General features: G+C 43.9%; 12 protein-coding genes and 1 tRNA gene. 7 read left to right on the top strand and 6 right to left on the bottom strand.

Going from position 1 to position 22,636, the window contains the following annotated elements; translation table 11 throughout:
* Positions 1-3 precede the first annotated feature (3 nt).
* Positions 4-1,545 carry an acyl-CoA carboxylase subunit beta gene (locus FG28_RS00605; protein ID WP_036379085.1) on the top strand — a complete coding sequence of 514 codons (1,542 nt, stop codon included), beginning with the start codon at positions 4-6 and terminating at the stop codon, positions 1,543-1,545.
* A gap of 204 nt (positions 1,546-1,749) precedes the next feature.
* Positions 1,750-2,958 carry a multidrug effflux MFS transporter gene (locus FG28_RS00600; RefSeq protein WP_036379084.1) on the top strand — a complete coding sequence of 403 codons (1,209 nt, stop codon included), beginning with the start codon at positions 1,750-1,752 and terminating at the stop codon, positions 2,956-2,958.
* On the opposite strand, the gene FG28_RS00595 is transcribed toward FG28_RS00600, so the two are convergent.
* From FG28_RS00595 to nagB, 5 genes are all read right to left on the bottom strand, one after another.
* Positions 2,955-4,040, bottom strand: a complete 1,086-nt coding sequence (locus tag FG28_RS00595) for an anhydro-N-acetylmuramic acid kinase (protein ID WP_036379083.1) — start codon at positions 4,038-4,040, stop codon at positions 2,955-2,957. The two genes, FG28_RS00600 and FG28_RS00595, sit on opposite strands and share 4 nt — an antisense overlap.
* Positions 4,037-5,638: a glycoside hydrolase family 3 protein gene (locus tag FG28_RS00590; protein WP_051947542.1), complete on the bottom strand. Its 1,602-nt coding sequence runs from the start codon at positions 5,636-5,638 to the stop codon at positions 4,037-4,039. Before FG28_RS00590 ends, FG28_RS00595 begins: the two co-directional genes overlap by 4 nt.
* Positions 5,631-6,911 (bottom strand): MFS transporter, encoded by a 1,281-nt coding sequence (locus FG28_RS00585; protein ID WP_036385946.1) that lies wholly within the window; start codon positions 6,909-6,911, stop codon positions 5,631-5,633. The genes FG28_RS00590 and FG28_RS00585 overlap by 8 nt, the downstream gene beginning before the upstream one ends.
* Positions 6,912-6,921: 10 nt before the next feature.
* Positions 6,922-8,406: a glycoside hydrolase family 10 protein gene (locus tag FG28_RS00580; RefSeq protein ID WP_036379082.1), complete on the bottom strand. Its 1,485-nt coding sequence runs from the start codon at positions 8,404-8,406 to the stop codon at positions 6,922-6,924.
* A gap of 94 nt (positions 8,407-8,500) precedes the next feature.
* Positions 8,501-10,447: a glucosamine-6-phosphate deaminase gene (gene nagB, locus FG28_RS00575; protein ID WP_036379081.1), complete on the bottom strand. Its 1,947-nt coding sequence runs from the start codon at positions 10,445-10,447 to the stop codon at positions 8,501-8,503.
* 173 nt (positions 10,448-10,620) lie between these two features.
* Here nagB and FG28_RS00570 point away from each other — a divergent pair, with 173 nt between their 5' ends.
* Positions 10,621-11,370 carry a DeoR/GlpR family DNA-binding transcription regulator gene (locus tag FG28_RS00570; RefSeq protein ID WP_036385945.1) on the top strand — a complete coding sequence of 250 codons (750 nt, stop codon included), beginning with the start codon at positions 10,621-10,623 and terminating at the stop codon, positions 11,368-11,370.
* A 5-nt stretch (positions 11,371-11,375) separates the two neighbouring features.
* Positions 11,376-12,188, top strand: coding sequence for an N-acetylmuramic acid 6-phosphate etherase (gene murQ, locus FG28_RS00565; RefSeq protein ID WP_036379080.1), 813 nt, complete (start codon positions 11,376-11,378; stop codon positions 12,186-12,188).
* Positions 12,189-12,190: 2 nt separating this feature from the next.
* Here murQ and FG28_RS00560 read toward each other — a convergent pair whose 3' ends face one another.
* Positions 12,191-13,309: a PQQ-dependent sugar dehydrogenase gene (locus FG28_RS00560; protein ID WP_036379079.1), complete on the bottom strand. Its 1,119-nt coding sequence runs from the start codon at positions 13,307-13,309 to the stop codon at positions 12,191-12,193.
* A 156-nt stretch (positions 13,310-13,465) separates the two neighbouring features.
* Here FG28_RS00560 and FG28_RS00555 point away from each other — a divergent pair, with 156 nt between their 5' ends.
* From FG28_RS00555 to FG28_RS00545, 3 genes are all read left to right on the top strand, one after another.
* Entirely contained in the window at positions 13,466-21,760 is an 8,295-nt protein-coding gene (locus tag FG28_RS00555) for a T9SS type B sorting domain-containing protein (RefSeq protein ID WP_036379078.1), read from the top strand.
* 215 nt (positions 21,761-21,975) lie between these two features.
* Positions 21,976-22,275, top strand: a complete 300-nt coding sequence (locus tag FG28_RS00550; RefSeq protein ID WP_036379077.1) for a hypothetical protein — start codon at positions 21,976-21,978, stop codon at positions 22,273-22,275.
* Positions 22,276-22,367: 92 nt separating this feature from the next.
* Positions 22,368-22,441: transfer RNA gene (locus FG28_RS00545), tRNA-Pro, on the top strand.
* The last annotated feature ends 195 nt before the right edge of the window (positions 22,442-22,636 follow it).

The raw sequence follows: 22,636 nt of genomic DNA, 5'->3' as shown, positions 1-22,636 counted from the left end.
TCAATGGACCCCAAAATAAAAGCACTGGAAGAGAAAATGGCCCAGGCCCGTTTGGGTGGTGGGGAAAAGCGGATAGAAAAACAGCACCAAAAGAAAAAGCTTACCGCAAGGGAGCGCATTCATTATTTGTTGGATGAAGGCTCTTTTGAGGAAATGGGTATTTTGGTGACCCACCGTACCACAGATTTTGGTATGGACAAGGAAGTGTATTATGGAGATGGAGTGGTCACTGGTTATGGCACCATTAACGGTAGGTTGGTATATGTGTATGCGCAGGATTTTACCGTTTTCGGTGGAGCTCTGTCAGAAACCCATGCCGAAAAAATCTGCAAGGTGATGGATTTGGCCATGAAGGTAAGGGCACCTATCATCGGGTTGAATGATTCAGGTGGTGCACGAATTCAGGAAGGAGTGAAATCCCTTGGCGGCTATGCCGATATCTTTTACCGAAACGTTCAGGCCTCAGGAGTAATTCCGCAAATATCCGCGGTAATGGGACCATGTGCCGGGGGAGCCGTGTATTCCCCGGCCATGACGGATTTTATCATTATGGTGGAAGAGACAAGCTATATGTTCGTGACCGGTCCCAATGTGGTCAAAACGGTGACCAATGAGGAGGTGACTTCGGAAGAATTGGGGGGAGCCAGTGCGCATGCTGTTAAATCGGGGGTGGCCCATAAGACCTCTCCCAACGATGCCGCTTGTTTGGATGATATCAAAAAACTCATGGAATATTTGCCTCAAAATAATACCGAGCTTCCCCCGCATCAAGAGTATCAGTTGGGTGAGGAACTTCGCGAAGAACTGTCGAGCATCGTTCCTGAGAATCCCAATAAACCGTATGATATGCACGATGTCATTAATGGGGTTATCGATTCGGAATCGTTCTACGAAATCCACAAAGACTACGCAGAAAATATCATTGTGGGCTTCGCTCGATTAGGAGGTCGCAGTATTGGAATCATTGCCAACCAACCGATGTTTTTGGCCGGGGTGTTGGGTGTGAAAAGCTCCCGAAAAGCGGCCCGTTTTACCCGTTTTTGTGATGCATTTAATATTCCACTATTGGTTTTGGTGGATGTACCCGGATTTTTGCCAGGCACGGACCAAGAATGGAGTGGCATCATCATGCACGGAGCTAAATTGTTGTATGCCCTGAGTGAAGCCACAGTGCCAAGGGTTACCGTCATTACCAGAAAAGCCTATGGTGGTGCCTATGATGTGATGAATTCCAAACACATTGGGGCCGATTTCAACTTTGCATGGCCTACAGCTGAGATTGCGGTAATGGGGGCCAAGGGGGCCAGTGAGATTATTTTCAGGCGGGAAATTGCTGCGGCTGATGACCCCGAGGCCAAATTGAAAGAGAAGGAAACCGAATATGCCGAAAAGTTTGCCAATCCCTATCGTGCTGCCCAACGTGGATTTATCGATGAGGTGATTCTGCCCAAAGAAACCAGGCGAAAATTGCTTAAAGCATTTGCAATGTTGGAAAAGAAACAGGTAGAACCACCCAAACGGAAGCACGGGAATATTCCGTTGTAAGCTTTTTGTAGCTCCGATTTAAAAATGTCATTCTGAACGGAGTGAAGAATCTATTGTTTGGATAAAGGGTAAAAGGGTTGACACGAATTACACCAATTTTCACCAATGTAGCTGACATCTAAATTACTGGGAAGGCATTAAAACATAACACTAATACTTTCTTAAAAGCTTCACCATTCCATGGGGTATTTCTAATTTTGCGGCATGCAAAAAGAAAATCAGAAACCCAACTTCGAATTTATTGCACTTATGGCCGCTTTGATGTCTATCGTAGCATTGGCCATTGATGCCATTTTACCTGCGATTTCCAATATCGGCGTGGCCATAAACAGTTTGGATTCCACGGATAATCAGATGCTCGTCACCATGATTTTCTTGGGGCTCGGTCTGGGACAGTTGTTTTTTGGCCCACTTTCCGATTGCTATGGACGAAAACCCATTGTTTACGCAGGTTTTGGACTGTTTTTGATAGGAAGTGTAATCTGCTTATTTGCTCCATCATTGGTTGTAATGATTGTTGGAAGAATCTTGCAGGGAATTGGGCTTTCTGCTCCTAGGACCATGGCAATTTCCATTATTCGTGATACGTATGTTGGCGATTACATGGCCAAAGTGATGTCCTTCGTAGTGGCGTTCTTTATCCTGGTTCCGGTGGTGGCCCCCGCTATAGGGAAAGTCATTTTAGATGCTTTTGGATGGCAGGCCATTTTTTATACGCAACTCATTTTTGCATTGATTGTTGCGGTTTGGTTTTGGAAAAGACAACCTGAAACCCTACATCCCGAATATAAAATTCCTTTTTCAAGTCACGTGTTCATAGATGGACTAAAGGAATTTATGAAGTACAGGGAAACGGTAGCTTTCACTATAATTTCTGGTCTGGTGACCGGCGCTTTTTTGGTGTATCTTAGTTCGGCCCAGCATATTTTTGAAGATATCTATAGTTTGAAAGACGTCTTCCCATACATTTTTGCGGGATTAGCTGTTTCCATTGGTCTGTCCACATTCTTAAATGGTACTTTGGTCATGCGTTTTGGTATGCGAAAGTTATCCTGGATGGCTACTTTGGCCTTTACCATCATAGGTTTGATGTATAGCATTTTCTTTCTGAATTCTCCAAACCCTAGCATTTTTGTATTGGTGCCATTCTTATCGGCGCAGTTCTTTTGCTTGGGCTTTATGTGGGGGAATTTCCGTTCCATAGCCATGGAACCCATCGGTCATATTGCGGGAATTGGAGCGGCCATTAACGGATGTGTTTCAACCATAGTGGCTATTCCTATTGCCACCTTTATCGGCGAGTTTGTAGAACACAGCGTGTGGCCTCTTTTTGTAGGGTTGGGTATTTGTGGCTTGCTTTCCCTCATCATTTTTATGATGGTAAAAAGGCCTAAACGACTGGTGACGGCCTAAGAATTTTCGGGAAAGTGAACTTCACCACTGCATGAATCTTTACGAGCCCCGGTTACGGATTTTAGTACATTGTTGATACCTTTTAGCCGCAGCACACCCATCAAGGCAAAAACCAGGGCTTCTTTATAAGAAACCAAGGTGGTATTGGGAATGATTACCTCGACTTTTGACCCTAGTTTTTCTTGAAGGGTATCCATGAAGAACAGGTTAAGGGCTCCGCCACCTGTGATCAGTAACCTGCTTTTAGATGAGTTGGCGTATTTGTGTACTTGTGCGGCTATTTGCTCACAATTATGATGGATAAAAGTGTGTAAAAGGTCAGCTTCGGGACTTTCGGAAGCTACAATCAAAGGGACGACCTTTCCCGTAAACCATTCATAACCTGTGGATTTAGGGTAGGGTAGGCGGTAGTAGTCCAGATTGTTTAGTTTTTTGAGTAAGGTTTCATCCAATTTTCCACTTCGCGCCAAGGCTCCATTTTTATCATAATCCATTCCCATTTTGTGGGTAATGTAATTCAAGGGCATGTTGGCCATTCCAATATCATAGGCAATCCGCCCTCCATCTTTTTCAAAAGAAATATTGCTGATGCCCCCTAAATTCAGGCAAAAGTCATATTCATGGAACAAAAGGCGGTCTCCAATCGGGACCAAAGGCGCCCCTTGTCCACCCAAATCAACATCTTTTGTCCTGAAATCGCATACTACCTGTTTCTCACTAAAATTGGCCAAAAGTTGTCCATCACCCAATTGGAAGGTGATTCCATCCTCAGGTCTATGATGCGAAGTATGACCATGACTGGCAATAAAATCAACCTCAATACCACTTTCCTCAATAAAAACTTTGGCTTGTTCGCCCAACCACTTGCCATAATCTTTATGGAGTTGGGCATGGTCTGCTTCGGATAAATAAATGGCATTCTTGAGGTATTCCCGCCTAGCATCGGAATAGGGAACCTCCTTGGTATGCTTTATTGAAAATTTCCAATGACCGTTCTCTTCCCACAGATGGCAATAGGCCATATCCAGCCCATCCAATGAGGTACCGGACATCAATCCCAAGACTTTATAAACTGTATTCATGCCCAAAAAGTTTTTAGTTGAATGGGAAGTTTTCCCTTAACCATGATCTCTCCTTTAAAATGACTCGCCGCCTCTTCCTGAAATTCTTCAAAATCCTGATACACCAAAACCGTGTTGGAATCAGTTTGCAGTTTTAAAATATCCAACACATACGGATTGCCAAAAAGATAAACCAAAACAGTTTTCTTCGCTATCAATTTTCGAATGAAATTCAATAGCCCAGAATCAAAACCAAACTGATTTTTAGGCTTCACTGTTTGTGGAAAAATTGACAGGACCACATTTTGATGTTTGTCCAGTTCCTTTTTTATTTCAAGCAATTGTGAGGACAGTTCCCAAGATTTTTGATTGAATTCCTCTTCCAATTTTTTAGAAAAAGCATTGTATTTGTTGGGAGCAAAAGAAAGGTTCAAAAAAGTAGCTTTTTTGATTTCCACTACTTTTTCAGGATTGCCAAAAAGCTCGGTCAGCACGTTCTGAGCAATGATTTTGTTCAGTTCGCTAGGTTTTTTAGCTTCAGGAACATTCACTCCTTGTTTTAAAAGCACCTTTTCTTTAAGCTGCCACATTCTTTTAAAACTCTCTTCAATACGAGGCTCCGTTGCATCTTTTAGTATGTTTTTGATGCCCTCCACAGGGTTTTCACTAAAACAAAGTACATCCATTCCTGCGGCAAAAGCAGCAGCTTCCAATTGGCCCGCTTCTGGATATTTTTTGGAAACAGCATGCATGTTCAATGCATCGGAAATAATCACACCGTCATAACACATTTCATTTCGAAGTAAGCCCGTAATAATTTTTGACGAGGTGGTCGAAGGTTCCTTTGCATCCAACTGGGGTAGGGATAGGTGTCCCACCATCACAGAATCAACTCCTTTTTCAATCAACTTTTGAAATGGATAGAGTTCATTATCCTTTAAATCTTCTAGGGATTTATCAATGACAGGAAGGTCTAAATGGGAATCGGTGGCCGTATCCCCGTGTCCAGGAAAGTGCTTGATAGAATTGAGTGTTCCTGTGCTTTCCATGCCTTTTACATAAGCTTCTGCCTTGGTATAAACCTGTTCTTTGTCATCCCCGAAGGAACGATAGCCAACCACTGGATTTTCAGGATTACTGTTAATGTCTACCACAGGTGCAAGGTTCCAATGGATGCCGACTTCCCTGCAATCCAAACCAATGCGTTGCCCCACCTCAAAAATGAGTTCATTGTTATTTTGGAGGGCTCCCAACGTAACGGCATAGGGATATTGGGGTGTGTTTTCAATACGCATGGCAAGGCCCCATTCCGCATCCATGGCTATTAAAAGTGGATGTTTTGCGGCGTTTTGATAACGTGCGATGAGTTCTTTTAACCGGTCATAACTGTTTTCATTGTGAACAACTGCTTTCTTGCCTTCAAAATTCGTAGCCGCACTGGCCCGACTATGAAAAAAGCAGAGTGCTCCAATATGATGTTTCTGAATCAATCGCTCCATTTCTTGAATCGCCTCTTCAGTGTCATTGATGAAAGCGGCCAACATGAACAATTGCCCCACTTTTTCTTGAAGGCTCAGTTCGTACTGTGCAATGGAATATGGAACGATTTTTTTAGGCATTGGATTCATTCGTCTTTTTGCCATAATCGGCGGGATACTTTAAGAATTTGAGTACCAAAAAGGCTGGGATGGCAGCTATCACCACCCAGATAAAGAAACCATCATAACCCAACCATTCCTGAATGTATCCACTGACCATTCCGGGGAGCATCATGCCGAGGGCCATAAACCCTGTGGCAATGGCATAGTGAGAGGTTTTTGAAACACCTTCAGCCATGAAGATGAGGTACATCATAAAAGCAGTGAATCCAAATCCATACCCAAATTGTTCCAATACTACGGTCCCTACCACTGCGAAAATGCTAGTGGTTTGGGTTACCGCTAGAATCGCATAGAGGGCATTCGGCAGATTAAGCGCTAGGAGCATGGGCAACATCCACTTTTTTAATCCATCTCGCGAAATCAAGATGCCGCCAAGTATTCCGCCAAGGGATAGCATGATTATGCCCACCGTTCCGTATATGGTTCCCACAGCTTCGGTGGAGTAGGCCAAGCCGCCCACCTCCAATTTGTCCAATAGAAATGGAGAGGTCATTTTCACCAATTGCGATTCGCCTAAACGATAGGTGAGGATGAACAGGAGAGCAATTCCTATTTGGTTTTTCTTAAAGAATGAGGCAAAAACTTGCAAAAAACCTTCAGGTTTCTCGGTAGGTTCAATTTTAGCGTTTTCAAATTTAGGAGCGCTAAAAAAATTGGCAAAGGTCAATACCAACATGAGAGCCGCGGCACTTATCATCGTCAGGGACCATGCTTTGGTGTTGTCCCCATATTTGTTTTCCAAAAAGCCAGCAAAAATGACCAACAATCCTTGTCCAGTAACCATGGCCAATCGGTAAAAGGTACTTCGCACACCTATAAAAAAGGACTGTTTCTTTTGGGTGAGCCCCAACATGTAGTAGCCATCTGAGGCAATATCATTTGTTGCCGATGCAAAGGCGGCCATCCAAAAGAAGGCCAAGGTGATGATAAAGAATGAATTGGAAGGAACAAAGAGGCCTATGCCCAGAAACGCCAAAGAAATTACGAGTTGCATGAGCAAGAACCAGTTTCTTTTGGTACCGTTCAAATCAACAATGGGGCTCCAAAGGGGTTTTAGTACCCAAGGTAGGTAAAGCCAACTGGTATAGAGTCCTATTTCAGCATTTCCGATACCGAGCCGCTTGTACATGATCACGGAAACGGTCACTACCAAGATATAGGGAATCCCTTGGGTGAAATAGAGGAATGGAATCCATAACCAAGCATTTTTGTCTTTTGGTGCGACACTCATTTTCATGATCTTAAAAATTCAACGGTAGTACAGCACTTTCATTACCGTATGCATCGGAAATAGAAATGCCCACTTCGTTTCTTTGTTGTTTTTTAGTCAATTTAAGCTGAAAACAGCCTGAATTTTGACTTTCGGAAAGATACTCCTTTCCTATGAGTTGTTTTTCGTCGGCATTCAGTTGATAGTAATTCAGGAATCTGGGTACCGAATCGGTATGCGAGATACAGATATTCAAAGTTTCATTTTGCTTTTGAGTGGATTCAATACCGGGAAGCTGGATTTCTCTTGAAGTTCTTTGTGGTGTTGCAGGATTTTCAGCTGGGAACCGGTAGAATTTCCTTTTTAGGGTCTTTACTACTTTTTTGTGCTGGCCAATCAAAGATTTGGCGCTAAAAAAGATGTTACCGTTAATATTTTTTTGGTCTCTGGCAAAGGTCAACTGTTTTGGAATCTCATTCTTTTTATCCCAAGCTTTGTCACTGTTGTTTTTGATCTTGTAGGTACCGTTGCCAAGATACAGATTGGTGCTAGGTGTGGCGTTGGACCACCAAGAACCTACAGCTCTGTGGGAAGCGGGTGGGTAGTCCATACTCCAATAGGCTTGTGGTGCCAAATAGTCCAACCAGCCTTCTTTGACCCAAAGTACAGGGTCCGCGTACAAATCTTCAAAGGTGGTTTGTCCCGCACGGGTATCAGAACCCATGGGGTCGGTACTTTTGTTTTTCCAAACTCCAAACGGACTAATACCGAATTGTACCCAGGGCTTATTTTTCTTGATGGTGCGGTAGACATTTTTCACCAAAGAATCCACGTTGCTGCGCCGCCAATCTTCCAAAGACTGATTGGGCAAACCGTAGGTTTGAAATGCAAGGGAGTCATTGAAGACTTCACCTTCTATTTTATAGGGATAGAAATAATCATCAAAATGAATGGCGTCCAATTCATACTTCACAACCAATTCCTCCACGACTTTGACAAATTTTTCCCGAACCTTGGGCAATCCGGGATTGTAGTAGTATTTTTTGCCGTATTTCACCATCCTATCGGGATGCTGGTAAAAATCGTGGTCTCGGGAAAGCTTCATGGTATCCAAATCAAATGTGGCACGATAGGGATTGAGCCATGCATGGAATTCCATACCTCTTTTATGGGTTTCCTTAATCATCCACGGTAAAGGGTCATCCAAACCTTGGGGAGCTTCACCTTCTTTTCCCGAAAGATATTTGGACCAAGGCGCCAAATCAGTTTGGTAAAAGGCATCACCCGCGGTTCGCACCTGAACAATGGCCGCATTGAAATTCAACTCTTGATAAAAATCCAGAATGGTGATAAAATCCTTCTTTTTCTTTTCAGAAGAATCGTTGGGATTTTTGGGCCAGTCAATATTGGCCACAGTGGCAATCCATACGCCCCGAAACTCCTTTTCTGGAGTTTTGGTAACCGCACAGGATGCTAAAAAAATGAGGAAAATCGAAAAGAATAAAATGGTACGCATAAAAGCTGAAAAGGCCTACTTTAAAAATAAATGTAGGCCTTTTTGATTGAATTAAACAATTAAAACTACTTAATGGAAATTTTCAATACATGTGTTATTTGGAATCAAATCGATAGCGAACAAAACCTTCCATGGCCTCATATTCTGCCATGCCCAGTGCATTGTATCGGTTTGCGGTATCCTTGTTTCGTTGCTCGGCACGTTGCCAGAACTCCCTCTCATCGTTTCCAGGGAACATGGCACTGTCTTTTTGGGATTGGTGTTTAAAGATGGCGTTGATTTTTCGCGCCATATCCTTGGGCCCGATGGGCACCGCCATTTCCATATCTGCAATATCCCATTCTTGCCATGCACCTCGATACAACCATACATAACAATTCCGAATCCAGTCTGAACCTTCATCCAGCAAGCGTTGGATTGCCCTGAAAATGACATCTAGACAAACCCTGTGGGTGCCGTGAGGGTCAGAAAGGTCGCCTGCAGCAAAGATTTGATGGGGTTTGACTTCGTTGAGCAGTTTATAGGTAATTTCAACATCTTCTTCTGAGATTGGTTTCTTCCGAACTGCCCCGGTTTCATAGAAGGGCAGGTTTAAAAAGTGTGCGTTTTCTTCGGAAACACCGCAATAACGGCATGCCGAAAGTGCCTCACCTTTTCGAATCAATCCTTTAAAGTTTTGGACTTCTGCACTATCAATTTCGCCAGGTTTTTTTGAAGCCAAAAACTCCCGAACCTGCTTGAATTGTTTTTTAAGTTCTTTGTTTTCTTTTTGCACATCGGTGGCAAAATCCAAGAAACGGATGACTTCATCGTCAAAAACAGCAATGTTTCCTGAAGTTTGATACGCTACATGGACATTATGTCCTTGATCAACCAAACGCAATAAAGTGCCGCCCATGGAAATTACGTCATCATCAGGGTGTGGACTGAATATCAAGGATGTTTTGGGATGGGGTTGTGCTCTTTCAGGACGTTGGCTGTCATCTGCATTGGGTTTTCCACCTGGCCATCCAGTTATGGTTCGTTGTAACTGATTAAATACAGAGAGGTTGATTTGTTCTGCGGAACCAACCTCGGCTATTAAATTTCCCATCCCGTATTCGTTGTAATCCTCATTGGTCAACTTTAGGATGGCTTTGCCCAATTTTTCGGACAACCAAATAGCAGCGGTTTTTATAAGTTTCTCATCCCATTCGCATTCTGTGACCAACCATGGTGTCTTAACGCGGGTTAAAAAGGAAGAAGCTGCGTCATCCAAAACAAAGTCGCAATTGTCGTGGTGTTGCAAGAACGTAGCAGGTACCGACTCTTTTATTTCCCCTTCAACGGCTTGTTGTATAATTGGGGCTTTTCCTTCTCCCCAGGCCATCAAAATAATCCTTCGGGCATTCATTATGGTGCCGACCCCCATGGTGACAGCTCTTCGGGGAACGTTTTCCTCTCCAAAAAAGTCGCTGGCTGCATCCAATCGAGTAACTCTATCCAAACGAACCAAACGGGTCTTACTGCTCAATGAGGAACCAGGCTCGTTGAATCCGATGTGTCCGGTTCTACCAATTCCGAGAACCTGTATATCGATGCCCCCGACATTTTGGATTTTCTCCTCATAATCCAAACAGTATTTTTTGATGTCTTCCTTGGAAAGACTTCCATCAGGGATATGAACGTTGTAAGGCTCAATATCGATGTGGTCAAAAAGGTGTTCGTTCATGAAACGCACATAGCTATGGATGGAATCGGGTTCCATGGGAAAGTACTCGTCCAAATTAAAGGTGACCACGTTTTTGAAGCTCAACCTTCCTTCTTTATGGAATTGGACCAAGTAATCATAAACTTTGGTGGGAGTGGAGCCAGTGGCCAAACCAAGAACCGCTTTTTCGCCCTGTTCTTCTTTTTGTTTGATAAGACTTGCAATCTCGTTGGCAACATACCAAGATGCGCTGTCGGAATCTTGGTAGATATGCGTGTTGATTTTTTCAAACTTCACGGTTTCCGAATCCAAAACTTTTGGTTTTGCCGGATTTTTGACCAATTCTTGCATGATTTGTCAGGATTAAGAGTTTAAACACCACAAATATAGCTTATATTTGCAGTATTTTGCAATATGTATGCAGTTTTATGCTTTTTTATCGACAGACAACATAACTCCGTATATGAACAGCATAATCTGGAATAGTTTTCTACTTTTGAATTTGAATTATAATGGCGGCTTTAATGCTCAAAGAAGAACGACAACATGCCATCCTTAATGAAGTTGAGCTCCATAATCGGGTATTATTGACTGATTTGGCAGAGAAACTGGATGTTTCCATTGATACTGTCCGGCGCGATGTTAAAGAACTGGATGCGGAAAGTCTCTTGATTAAGGTGCATGGGGGCGCCGTTTCACTTGGTTTTGCCAATCACAGTCCAACACGCAGCAATGTATACGCACTGGACAAAAAAATAGCCATTGCCAATAAAGCCAAAGCTCTGATTCGGGAGAACAGCGTAGTTCTTATAGATGGAGGAACGACCTGCTTGGAACTCGCTCGCTTGCTTCCGGCCAACTTAAAGCTTACATGTTTTACCTTAAGTCTACCAGTGGCCATGGAATTATTGAACAAACCCAACATTGAGACCATATTTATTGGTGGGACCCTTTCTCCAGACTCACAAATAGCCATGGGTTCCAGCGCCATTCATGCATTGTCTGAAATAAAAGTGGACTATAGTTTTATAGGAACCGGTTACGTGGATTCCCAATATGGACTGACGGAATTTGATTGGGATGTGGTGCAGACCAAAAAGGCGGTGATCAATGCTTCCAAGAAAACGGTGCTGTTGTGCATTTCGGAGAAATTGAATTCCCAACATCGATTTAAAACCTGCGATTTAAATGTAATCAACACCATGGTGACCGAGTTGGAACCTTGGGACGAAAAACTCGCTGCATTCAAGAATATGAACCTACAATTATTGTAATCTCTGTGAAAAAACACATCAAAATAACAGAAGAAGCTTCCCTTTACGACCAGTTGGAAGAAATGTCGAGCTTGGACATTGTGAGCCATATCAACAATGAAGACAAGAAAGTTGCAAATGCCGTAGAAGAAGTATTGCCCAAAGTGGCAAAATTAGTGGATGAGACTGCTAAACGATTTGAAAAAGGAGGTCGATTGTTTTATATCGGTGCCGGTACCAGCGGACGTTTGGGCATTTTGGATGCTTCGGAAATTCCACCAACCTTTGGAATGCCTTACGATAGGGTCATTGGGTTGATTGCAGGTGGTGATACAGCCATCCGAAAAGCGGTGGAGTTTGCCGAGGATGATTTAGACCAAGCGTGGAAAGACCTTCAGGAGTTTGATATCAATTCCAACGATGTGTTGGTTGGGATTGCTGCTTCAGGGACGACACCCTATGTTTTGGGAGGAATCACAAAGGCTAAAGAGAATGGTATTTTAACCGCGGGCATCACCAATAACCCAGGGTCACCTTTGGCCACAGGATCTGATATCGCTATAGAAGTGAATGTTGGTCCTGAGTTTTTAACCGGAAGCACCCGTATGAAAAGCGGTACCAGCCAAAAAATGGTGCTCAACATGATTACCACGGCTCTCATGATCCGTATTGGTCGGGTAAAAGGCAACAAAATGGTGAACATGCAATTGAGCAACACTAAGTTGGTAGACAGAGGTACTCGATATATCATGGAAGAACTCGGCCTGAATTACGAAGAGGCAGAAAAGGCTTTAAAAAAATATGGCTCGGTCAAACGGGCGGTTGATGCCCTACGGTAATCCTACTTTGGAACCAACCGTACAATTCCCTTACCTTCGATACCTACATAGATATAGCCATCGGGTCCTTGGCGGACATTGCGTACCCGTCCCATACCATCCAACAGTTTTTCGCGGTAAGTAACTTTGTCATTTTGTAGTTCTAGACGTTCCAAATATTGAAATGACAATGAACCTACCAGCAAATTTCCTTTCCATTTGGGGTATTTGTCCGAAGTCACGAAGGTCATTCCCGAGGGAGCAATGGAAGGTGTCCATTGATACAAAGGTTGCTCCATGCCCGGCCTTGAGGTCTCATCCGTAATCTTGGTGCCGCTGTAATTTATGCCATAGGTAATGACGGGCCAACCGTAATTTTTACCTTTCTCGATGATATTGATTTCGTCCCCACCCCTGGGGCCATGTTCATGCTCCCATAGTTGACCCGTTTCGGGATGTTTGGCCAGCCCTTGCGGATTTCTATGCCCATAACTAAAAATGGCCGTCTTTGCTCCAGATTTTCCCACAAAGGGATTATCATCAGGAATACGCCCATCATCATGGATTCGGTATATTTTGCCACCATCCCGTGTAATGTCCTGCGGATTAACGTCCCTGTTGCCGCGTTCTCCCACTGAAAAATAGAGGTATCCTTCATTGTCAAATTCAAGTCGGGAGCCAAAATGCTGTCCTCGGGTGGAATTGGGTTCCGCTTTGTAGAGTAATTGTTTTTGTGTCAGTCTGTTATTGGAGAGTTTAGCTCGCATAATGGCCGTATTTCCTCCTTTTCCATCACCATCCGAAGAAGCAAAGGATAAGTAGAGCCATCCGTTTTCCTTGTAATTGGGATGTAGTTCAATGTCCATCAACCCACCCTGACCACGAACATAAACCTCAGGGACATTACTGATTTTAGTTGTCTTTCCAGAACTATAATGTATGAGTTCCCCTGTTTTCTCCGTTATGAGCATACTCCCATCCGGAAGGAATACCATGCCCCAAGGGGTCTGTAAACCGGATACAACGGATTCTACAGTAAAATCAACGGTTTTGGGAAGATTTATGCTTTTATCAGGGGTTTGGGCGCAAGATGTACTTAGCAGTACAACGAAAAAATACTGAAATATGATACTTTTTTTCATAATTTCACGTTGAAATAACAGATTTCATAGATAAACGGCTACTTTTTGGTAGTTGAGTGTGTTGAAGATAAAGAGATTTTTATAAGTATAGACAATTACGATGTAAGAATATTAAGGTCCCAAATCTGAGTATTCTGCCCTAACAAGACTTAACCTATGCTCCCTCAAAAAACAAGGCATTTGCTATATGTCGTGTTGATGGTGTTCATATCCATATTTTGTTCCACGGTATTAGCAAAGACAGAGGTCAACCGGATACTTACCAAAATAGTATCCACTGTTTCCGAAAAAAGTGCTGATGAAAAGACGGAGATTTCTTCCGAAAGGGCATCGGCAACTCAAGCGGATGCATCTTTTGCTGCAAGTAGTAGCATGTTCATGACCATTATCCAAGGGGCCAATGAAGAAGTGGTTTGCCCCAACGATGGTAGCACACTTGCCAAATTCTTTTTGTGCGGTACCAGTGACATCCGAACCATATCACTAAGTCTATCCGGTAGCAGTTACCAGTGGCAAAAACTGGACCCCAACACCTGTGCGCCCACTGTAGTGGATGACTGTCCTACCATTAACGGGGCCTGTACTTGGAATACAGTTGGAACAGGTGCTACCTATGACCTTTCCACTGCGGGTGAGTTTCGGGTGCGTGTAAATTCCGGGCAATACTACTATTTCAAGTCCTCGTTGAACCCTTTGAACCCACAATTGATCAAGGAAGATATTGTATGTGGAAACCCAGGTAGGGTAGAGGTGACCAATGTTCCTGCTGGCTACGAGTACAGTTTGAACAGTGCTGCGGGACCCTATCAGGACGCTCCATTCTTTGATATTACTTCTTCAGGTGACTACAGAGTTTATGTGCGTTTAAAAAATGTGTCTGCTACGGCCTGTGTGTTTCCATCGAATGTGGTGACCATTGATGATTTGGACATCAATGTGGATGTTACCGCCAATGATATTCTGTGCAGCAGTGAGTTGGGAAGTATTGATGTGCAAGTATCCGGTGTTCCTGGCTTTTATACGTATAGATTGGTTAAAAATGGAGTTACGGTGGATACTTTCGGACCAAACGGAGCCGACTCCTACACCTTTGCCAATGTAAGCCCAGGTACTTATAGTATTCGAGTGGAAACCAACAATTGTTCTGAGACCATAACTACAGATGTTGATGGTGACCCCATAGTCATCGGAAATGGAATCAGTCCACTAGCGGTTTCTGCAACGGCTTCTGACAGTTTTGGTTGTGGGGCTACATCGGTGGATGTAAACCTGACCACCTCCGGGGGAACTGCCCCGTACCGTTTTAGTGTGGATGGAGGACCCTTTGGTTCCACCTATAATGGGTCTACCACTTTTACCGTTACTTCTGCGGGAACCTACAATATATTGGTAGAAGATGCCAATGGATGTCAACGAAGCGGATCTGTAGATGTTCCAGACATTCCACCACCAATTTTCAATTTTACCGAAGAAGATGCCAATTGTGGAGGAGCCAATGACGGCAGAATCACCATTAATGTGACCAACGGATTTGGTTATGAGATTGAGTACAGTATCAACAATGGTTCAAGTTTTCAAATCAGTAATACCTTTTCCAACTTGGCACCTGGAACCTATAATGTGGTATTACGCTATGAGCAGGATTCCTTTACCTGTACCACAACGCCACAAACGGCAAGCATAGGAACGCCATCAACAATAACAGCTACGGCTACACCAGATACAGCGCCCAGCTGCGGAAATGAAAATGGAGGGCAAATCACCATTTCAGGAGTTTCCGGAGGAACAGTGCCTTATGAATACAGCGTAGGAGCTGGATTCAGTAGTAATCCAGTTTTCACGAATTTAGGTGTGGGGACCTATACCCCAATGATTCGAGATGCCAATGGGTGCGTTCAGTCTCTTTCCGATATTGTCTTTAATGCCCTGAACAAGCCGACTAATTTGGATTTTACCATTTCCAGTCTGGATTGTATCACTACCACAGCTTCAGTGGGGTTGACTGTTACTGGTGGCTCTGGTCCATATACCTATGAAATTATTGCTCCAGCCGGAAGTGCTGTGAATAATGGAACCAATAATACCTTTAGTGGATTAGGATTGGGGACCTATACGTTTAGGGTTACGGACAATGCAGGCTGTTCTTATGATGAAAACTACGCCATAACCGATATCAGTTCCATTGGAGTACGAGGTCAACAGACCAAAGTGGTCACCTGTGTAGGCGATTCTGATGGGGAAGGACGCTATTTGGTGGATGGTTTTAATTCTACCTATAGCTATAGCATTGACGGTGGACCAGTTTCAACAGGACAAAGTGGAAGCGTTATTCCATTGACAGGCTTGACCGCCGGAAGCTATGTGATTTCCGTGACCGATGAGGAAACCAATTGTGTTGATACAGCCACTTTGGTGATTGAAGAACCTTCAACCGCTTTTGCTATTTCCAGTTTAGATGTTACTGCAATGAGCTGTCAGAATGGAAATACGGGAGCCGTTCGTATCAATACCGTAGGTGGATGGGGCGGTAACCGATATACCTTGACCCAGCCCAATGGTTCCACAAGAGGCCCTAAAAATGGAAGTACCTTCTCCAACCTGTCCCAAGATGGTTCCTATCAAGTGAGCGTTACCGATGCCAATGGATGTACCGTAACAGATAGCTTCACCTTGACCAGCTTGGATGCCCCCAGCTTGACTTTGGACAACGGAGCTTCAGATTTTTGCTATGATAACTTTGGTGCTGCCACTTTGGTAGTTAACGCTTCAGGAGGTCTGGCTCCCTATCAATATCGCATCAATGGCGGTGCTTTGGGCGCCAGTAACACTTTTGCTGGACTTACCCCTGGGACCTATACCATTCAAGTGGTGGATGCCAATGACTGTCGCGATACCGTTACGGCCACCATTGAGCCACAAGTCATGGCCAATGCCACTACCATTCAGGAATTGGATTGTGCAGGTCCTCCAGGGCAGATTCGGGTGAATATCAGTAATGGGTACACCTCTGGAGGTGACTATGATATTTATGAAGTAAGTATCAACGGTGCACCCTATACTTCAGACAATAACAATATTACAGGAAACTCATTTGTGTACAGTGTGCCCAATGATGGTTCCATTATTTCGGATACCACTTTTCAGTTCCAGATTACGGACAGCCGAGGCTGTACCACGGAATCCAATGTGGTGACCATTTCTCCTCCAGAGACTATTGCTGGCTCGGCAGTTGCTACGGATACGCAATGTGGTGATAATACCAGTGGAATTGTGACATTGATTCCAGATACCACCCAAGGGATACCGCCGTATGAATTCAGTAATGACAATGGAGCGACCTTTGGTTCACAAAATATTTTCTCGGGATACGGGCCTGGTACCCACGGTGGATTCGTAATCCGTGACAGTAGAGGATGTGTAAGCCCTGCGTATGACGTAACAATAGCCGCAAGCACCCCATTGGATGCAACAGCTACCCCTACTGACGCAGTTTGTTCATCAGGAACGGTTAATGGTTCCATTTCAACCACAATAAATAATGGAACGGCGCCTTTTGATTATATCCTATTGGATGTGGTAGGGAATTTGGTGGCTTCCTCAACAGGTACAGCAAGTACAACCGTGAATTTCCCCAACCTTCCCGTTGGGAATTATACCGTAGTCACTACGGATGCTTCAGGTTGTGAAGATCGGGACGAGGTGGTCATTGACCAAAACACGTTGGATTTAATTCCTTTGGATCTGGACCCAACAGTGTGCTCAGATACAACTTTCCCATATCGTGTTAGGGCTACAGGAGGAACGGCGCCCTATGAATTTAGATTGGTGGGCGACCCAATTTTTCAACTAGGAACCGGTGCTGGCAATGACATTTTTGATGTAACGGGACTAGTCGTGCCAGGTGTGACCTATTTTGTGGAGGTCAGGGATGCCAATGGATGTACATATATTGAGGAGATTGACACGATAGGTCCCTCTAATCCTGTTACGGTAACTGCCACAGCTACATCGGCATCCTGCAACGTTTCCGGTAGCGGAAGTATTGATTATGATGTGTCAGGGGTGTCTGCCCCCGGCGACTTTACCGTCACCCTTCAAAATACCGATACGGGTGCTATTGAATCAGGACCAACAGCATTCACGGGACAAACTATTCCCTATAGCGGAACGTTCACAGGCTTGGCACCAGCGAACTACCAAATCATAGTAGAGGACGATTCAACGGGATGTAGCTCAAGCACCTTGGTCTTTATCAGTTTCAGTTCTCCGTCTATTACTATCGACAATTTTGTGGAAGCTACCTGTAATGCAGGTGCCCTTGTAACCGTAAGAGGTTTTGGTGGAAGTGGTGGGCCCTTTGCGTATGCCTATGTGCCCACAGGTGATCCTGTGCCAACGGTATTTTCAGCAGAAACTACCTTTGAAATCCCAGGGCCATACCCTACAACTTATGATTTCTACGTGCAAGACGCTAATGGATGTACTGCGCTGACCACCTTACCAGTAACTCAGGAGGCTGGTGTACCTAATCCTGTCATAGATGTAGTGAATCAGTGTACCGCCACTAGTGGTTATCAAATTGATATTGTTTCACCGCTTACGTCAGGTCCAGAACCTGAAAATACATTCCAATATGATATAGGAAGTGGTTTTCAGACAGGAACAACATTTATTGTTCCCAATCCAGGTAGCTATGTCATTACGGTTCGAGATGGTAACGGGTGTATCAATACGGTGACAGCAGATGTATTCAACTTCTTTGCCATAACTGCAGATGCCACCTCATTGCCAACCTGTAATGCTGGGGATGGAACCATTACCGTAAACACTACCGGAGGTAGTGGAAACTTTGAGTACCAGCTTCGTGATGCAGGCACCTTGGCCAATATTGGTCCAGCACAGAGCACCAATGTTTTCAATAACGTATTGCCTGGGGATTATAACATTTTGGTAACCGATTTGGATTCTAATACCTCACCTTTGTGTTCAGACGAGGCCATTGTAAATGTGTCTACGGTAAACACACCAGTGATTACAGCGACTCCAAGTAGTGATGTTACCTGTAATGGAGCTGACAATGGAACCATATCTGTGGAACTTCAACCCGGAACCGATACGGATACACCATTGAGTTATATCCTGTATGATAGTAGCTCCGCTATTTTTGCAGGACCACAAGGCTCTCCTGTATTTGATGATTTGCCACCGGACACCTATCAAGTGGAAGTGGTTTCGGATAGGGGATGTACCGACCAAGTGGGAGGTATTGTTATTGCTGAACCTTCGGTATTGCAGGTCAATGCAGTGAATACAGAATTCAGTTGTAATCCATCCAGCAACCAGTTTAGTACAGCCACAATTACCATCTATACTGATGATAATGGCGATGGCACCGGAACTGCAACGGGAACCGGACCTTACACCTATAGCATGAACGATGGCACCCCTCAGTTTGATGGCACCAACTTTCAGACCAGCAACACCTTTGAGGTGATTGATAATGGAACCAACCAAACCATCACTTTGACAGCGCGAGATCAAAATGGTTGTGAGGAAACATCAACCGTGACCATTAACAGTCCAACCGATATTACCTTTAGCTATGCGGTGAACCAAATCACATGTGATGCTCCGGGAACCATCGATATTATTGTAAACGAAGGCCCAGGAAATTACCAAGTGGAAATCTTGCCTTTGGGATCAGAACCTGCCCGAACTTCTGGAGGTAGCGATAGGGTAAGCTGGGATATTGCCACTCCGGGGGATTACATTTTTGCGGTGACCGATATTGGCAATGGGGGTTGTTCGTATCTAACGACCACCATCACCATGCCGGAATACAATACTATTGAGGCCCTGATTGCCGAAGTACAGCCCGTAACCTGCTTTAATGGCAATGATGGTGCAATCAGTTTGGAAATCAACAATTACAGTGGAACCTATAATTATGAAGTGTTCTCAAGAGATAATAGTGGGGTTGAGACATCTACAGGGGTAACAGGAAGCTTTGATACCAACGCACCTGTAAACTCCCCAGAAATTATCGGAGGCTTACCCGCAGGTAATCTTGTGGTTCATATAGAAGCATTGGATGCACCTTTCTGTGACGTGGTCAGTAATGTTACCACGGTTCGCTCACCAGATAGGGAATTGACGATTGATGCCATCCAAACCTCTCCAGTGACCTGTAATGTGCCAGGATATGGTGAAATTACAGTAGCTGGAGATGGTGGTTGGGGCACATATGAGTACCAATTGATTGCCCCAGATGGTACTACAGTATTGGTGGACTATCCCAATACCAACCCCATTTTTGAAAATCTTTCCACAGGAACGTATACCGTGAATGTGAGAGATATTCGAGGTTGTGAAGCTACTAACACCATTAATTTACCATTGCCAATACCCATTTCTGCAGATATTCAGGTGGTGCAACCCTTGGCATGTAACAATGACAACAACGGAATTATTGAAGCTTACAATGTGGGAGGCGGCCAAGGCCCAGGAAACTATCTGTATCAATTGAACCGAATTACAGACGGTACCAACAGTGGACTTCAGACCACACCAACTTTCGCAAACTTATCTGCTGGGGATTATACCATCACCATTTTTGATGGATGGAACTGTAGTTTTACCACAATTCCAATTACAGTTCAAGACCCTGAAATTGTGGTGGCCGAATTGGTAGAATTGCAACCACCGGGTTGTGGAGATTTGGGTAGGATGGAGTTGAGTGTTACCAATCCAGAGCCAGGAGTCGACTATTTTTATCGTAGATCGGGAAGTTCGGATCCATTCACTCCTTTTGGGACTGGAATGACCAGTGTTGAAATCGCTGCGGACATCACTTTGGACCCCGGACCCTTCCAATATGATGTACAGAACTCAAACGGGTGTCCCTTTGAAAAATCGAACCAAATTTCATTGGATCCTGCAGCTCCTTTGGTTATTGCCTTGGATTTGACCAACGCTACCATCAACTGTGCGGGTGAGGCAACTGGTATCATCCGTTCTGAGGCCTTTGGAGGTATTGGAAGTTATATGTACACCTTGGTGAATTCAGATACGTTGCCTGTAACTTCGGCAAGCATCATTCGTCCCGCACAAAGCTCAGGAATTTTTAGAGAACTGAATCCCGGAACCTATTATGTGTATGCCCAGAGTGGAGGATGTGAGGCCATTTCAGACCCCATTGTCATTGAACCTAAACCACCATTGGTTTTGGAATACTTGGAAGCAGTACCGGTAATGTGTGCTGGGGATACCAACGGACAAATTATTATTGAAGCAAGCGGAGGTACCGGAGCTATCCGATATTCCATTTCAGATACGTTGAGTGAGTTCTTTGAAGGTGATGACCCTGATAATCCAAATCGGAAAACATTTACGGATTTGTCACCCAGAACATACGACATTATCATTCAAGATGATTTAGGATGTACCATTACAAGAACTGTTGAGATTACCCAACCCCTGGAATTGGTAGCTGGAATTGCATCCACTACCCCAGAAGTATGTTTGGGAGACGGGGATGGTACCCTTACCTTGGAGGTTTCAGGAGGCACAGCACCCTATTACACCAGTGTAAACTCCGCAGATGATGCTGACTTTGTTCAAAATGATGACATGTTCTTTGATAACCTTCAGGGGGGAGAAACCTACGTCATCTTTATTCGGGATGCCAATGGATGTCAGACCAATGTAGTTGCGGAAATAGGAGTGGGAGTGGAACTTATGGCCGAACCCATCGTAGAGTACGGTTGTGAAGGCATATTCCCAAACAGTACGTCCACGGTTTCCATAACAGATACTTCATTATTGCCCCAGCTATTGTTCGCATTGGATGTTGAGGATATTCAATTGGCAACAGAGCAGCGAACTTTTGGTAATCTTACGCCAGGAGAACATACTGTGTACATTTACCATGAAAATGGCTGTGTCACCTTTGTTGAGTTTGAGATTGATGCATATGAGCCCCTCACCTTGGAAGCTATGAAAACAGGCCCCAATGAGGTCACCGCGGTAGCCACGGGAGGATTTGGAGGATACGAATACTTCTTCCAAGGAGAATCCTATGGTGAGACCAATACGTTCAATATCAATGTGGATGCCAATGTAAATATTATGGTAAGGGACCGAAACGGTTGTGTGGCCAATTTGGTAATGCCCTTTAATTTTGAGGGAATGCCAGAAATGCCCAATTTCTTCACCCCAGATGGAGACAATCTAAATGATTATTGGTACCCAGGAAACAGAGAATTTTTCCCTGATATTGAGGTAATCATCTATGACCGATATGGAAGGGTGATTGCCCATTTAGATCAAGTTAAGAAATGGGACGGTACGTACGAAGGAAATCCATTGCCCACTGGCGATTATTGGTATGTGGTCAATGTCCATGATCGTGAAAAGCAACGATATGTAGGGCATTTTACACTGTATCGGTAGTATTTAAGGCTTTTTTATCTATATTTACTTTGACAACGTATTGGCATATACCCTATTTGAATTCAACCTTCTTCCCCCCACCAAGGAATTTCAAATAAGAGGTCAATATGTGGCAAAGGAATTGGATTTGGCTTAGGTGAAAGGCAATGGTAGTCAATTCCCTTGAAGGTTCGAATAGAAAGGATTAATCACCAAGTCTTAAACAAACTACCTAAATGGATAACATAAAACCTACTGCAGGCGCATCATCATTTTTGGCGCCCGAAAATGAAAATCTTGACTACTCCATTTTTCAACTGAATCTCTTCCTCAATGCGTACAGCGAGGGGCAAAAGCCGTATAAGATAGACTACAACGTATTGTTGATGAGCTATCGTCAGTGGAACGGCAGTGATATTGATGAATTTTGCCAAGATCAGACCATAGGCTATTTTTTATTGAATCCATCCAATGATTCTGCAGAGGCTCGAGAAGCTTTTTGTATGGAAATCAGGGAGTTCCTTCTGGGAGCTTAGAAAGGCATTCTGCCCTTTTCAAGTCTAGTAGCTATATTTATTGAAAATGGAGATGAAGTTCTCCTAAAATTTATATTTTTGCAGTCCGTTTTCGGGATGTGGCGCAGTCTGGTAGCGTACACGCATGGGGTGCGTGTGGTCGCTGGTTCGAATCCAGTCATCCCGACGAACCATGGTTTTATGACACTAAGTAAAACCTTAATTAATTGAAAACCAGAAAATTAATTTTTTCTGGTTTTTTTTATTTCCATCTGAAACCATCGGTGAGGATGTCCTATAGAGTGTCCTATTTTTGTCGGGAAAAATTCCCTAAATTGTACTTCCATTATTGATTTTTCGTGTGATTTGACTTTCGCTTCAA

The sequence above is a fragment of the Muricauda sp. MAR_2010_75 genome, assembly GCF_000745185.1.
Classification (GTDB): domain Bacteria; phylum Bacteroidota; class Bacteroidia; order Flavobacteriales; family Flavobacteriaceae; genus Flagellimonas.
The sequence above is the reverse complement of the archived record's forward strand: the minus strand, read 5'-3'. Positions and strand labels throughout refer to the sequence as shown.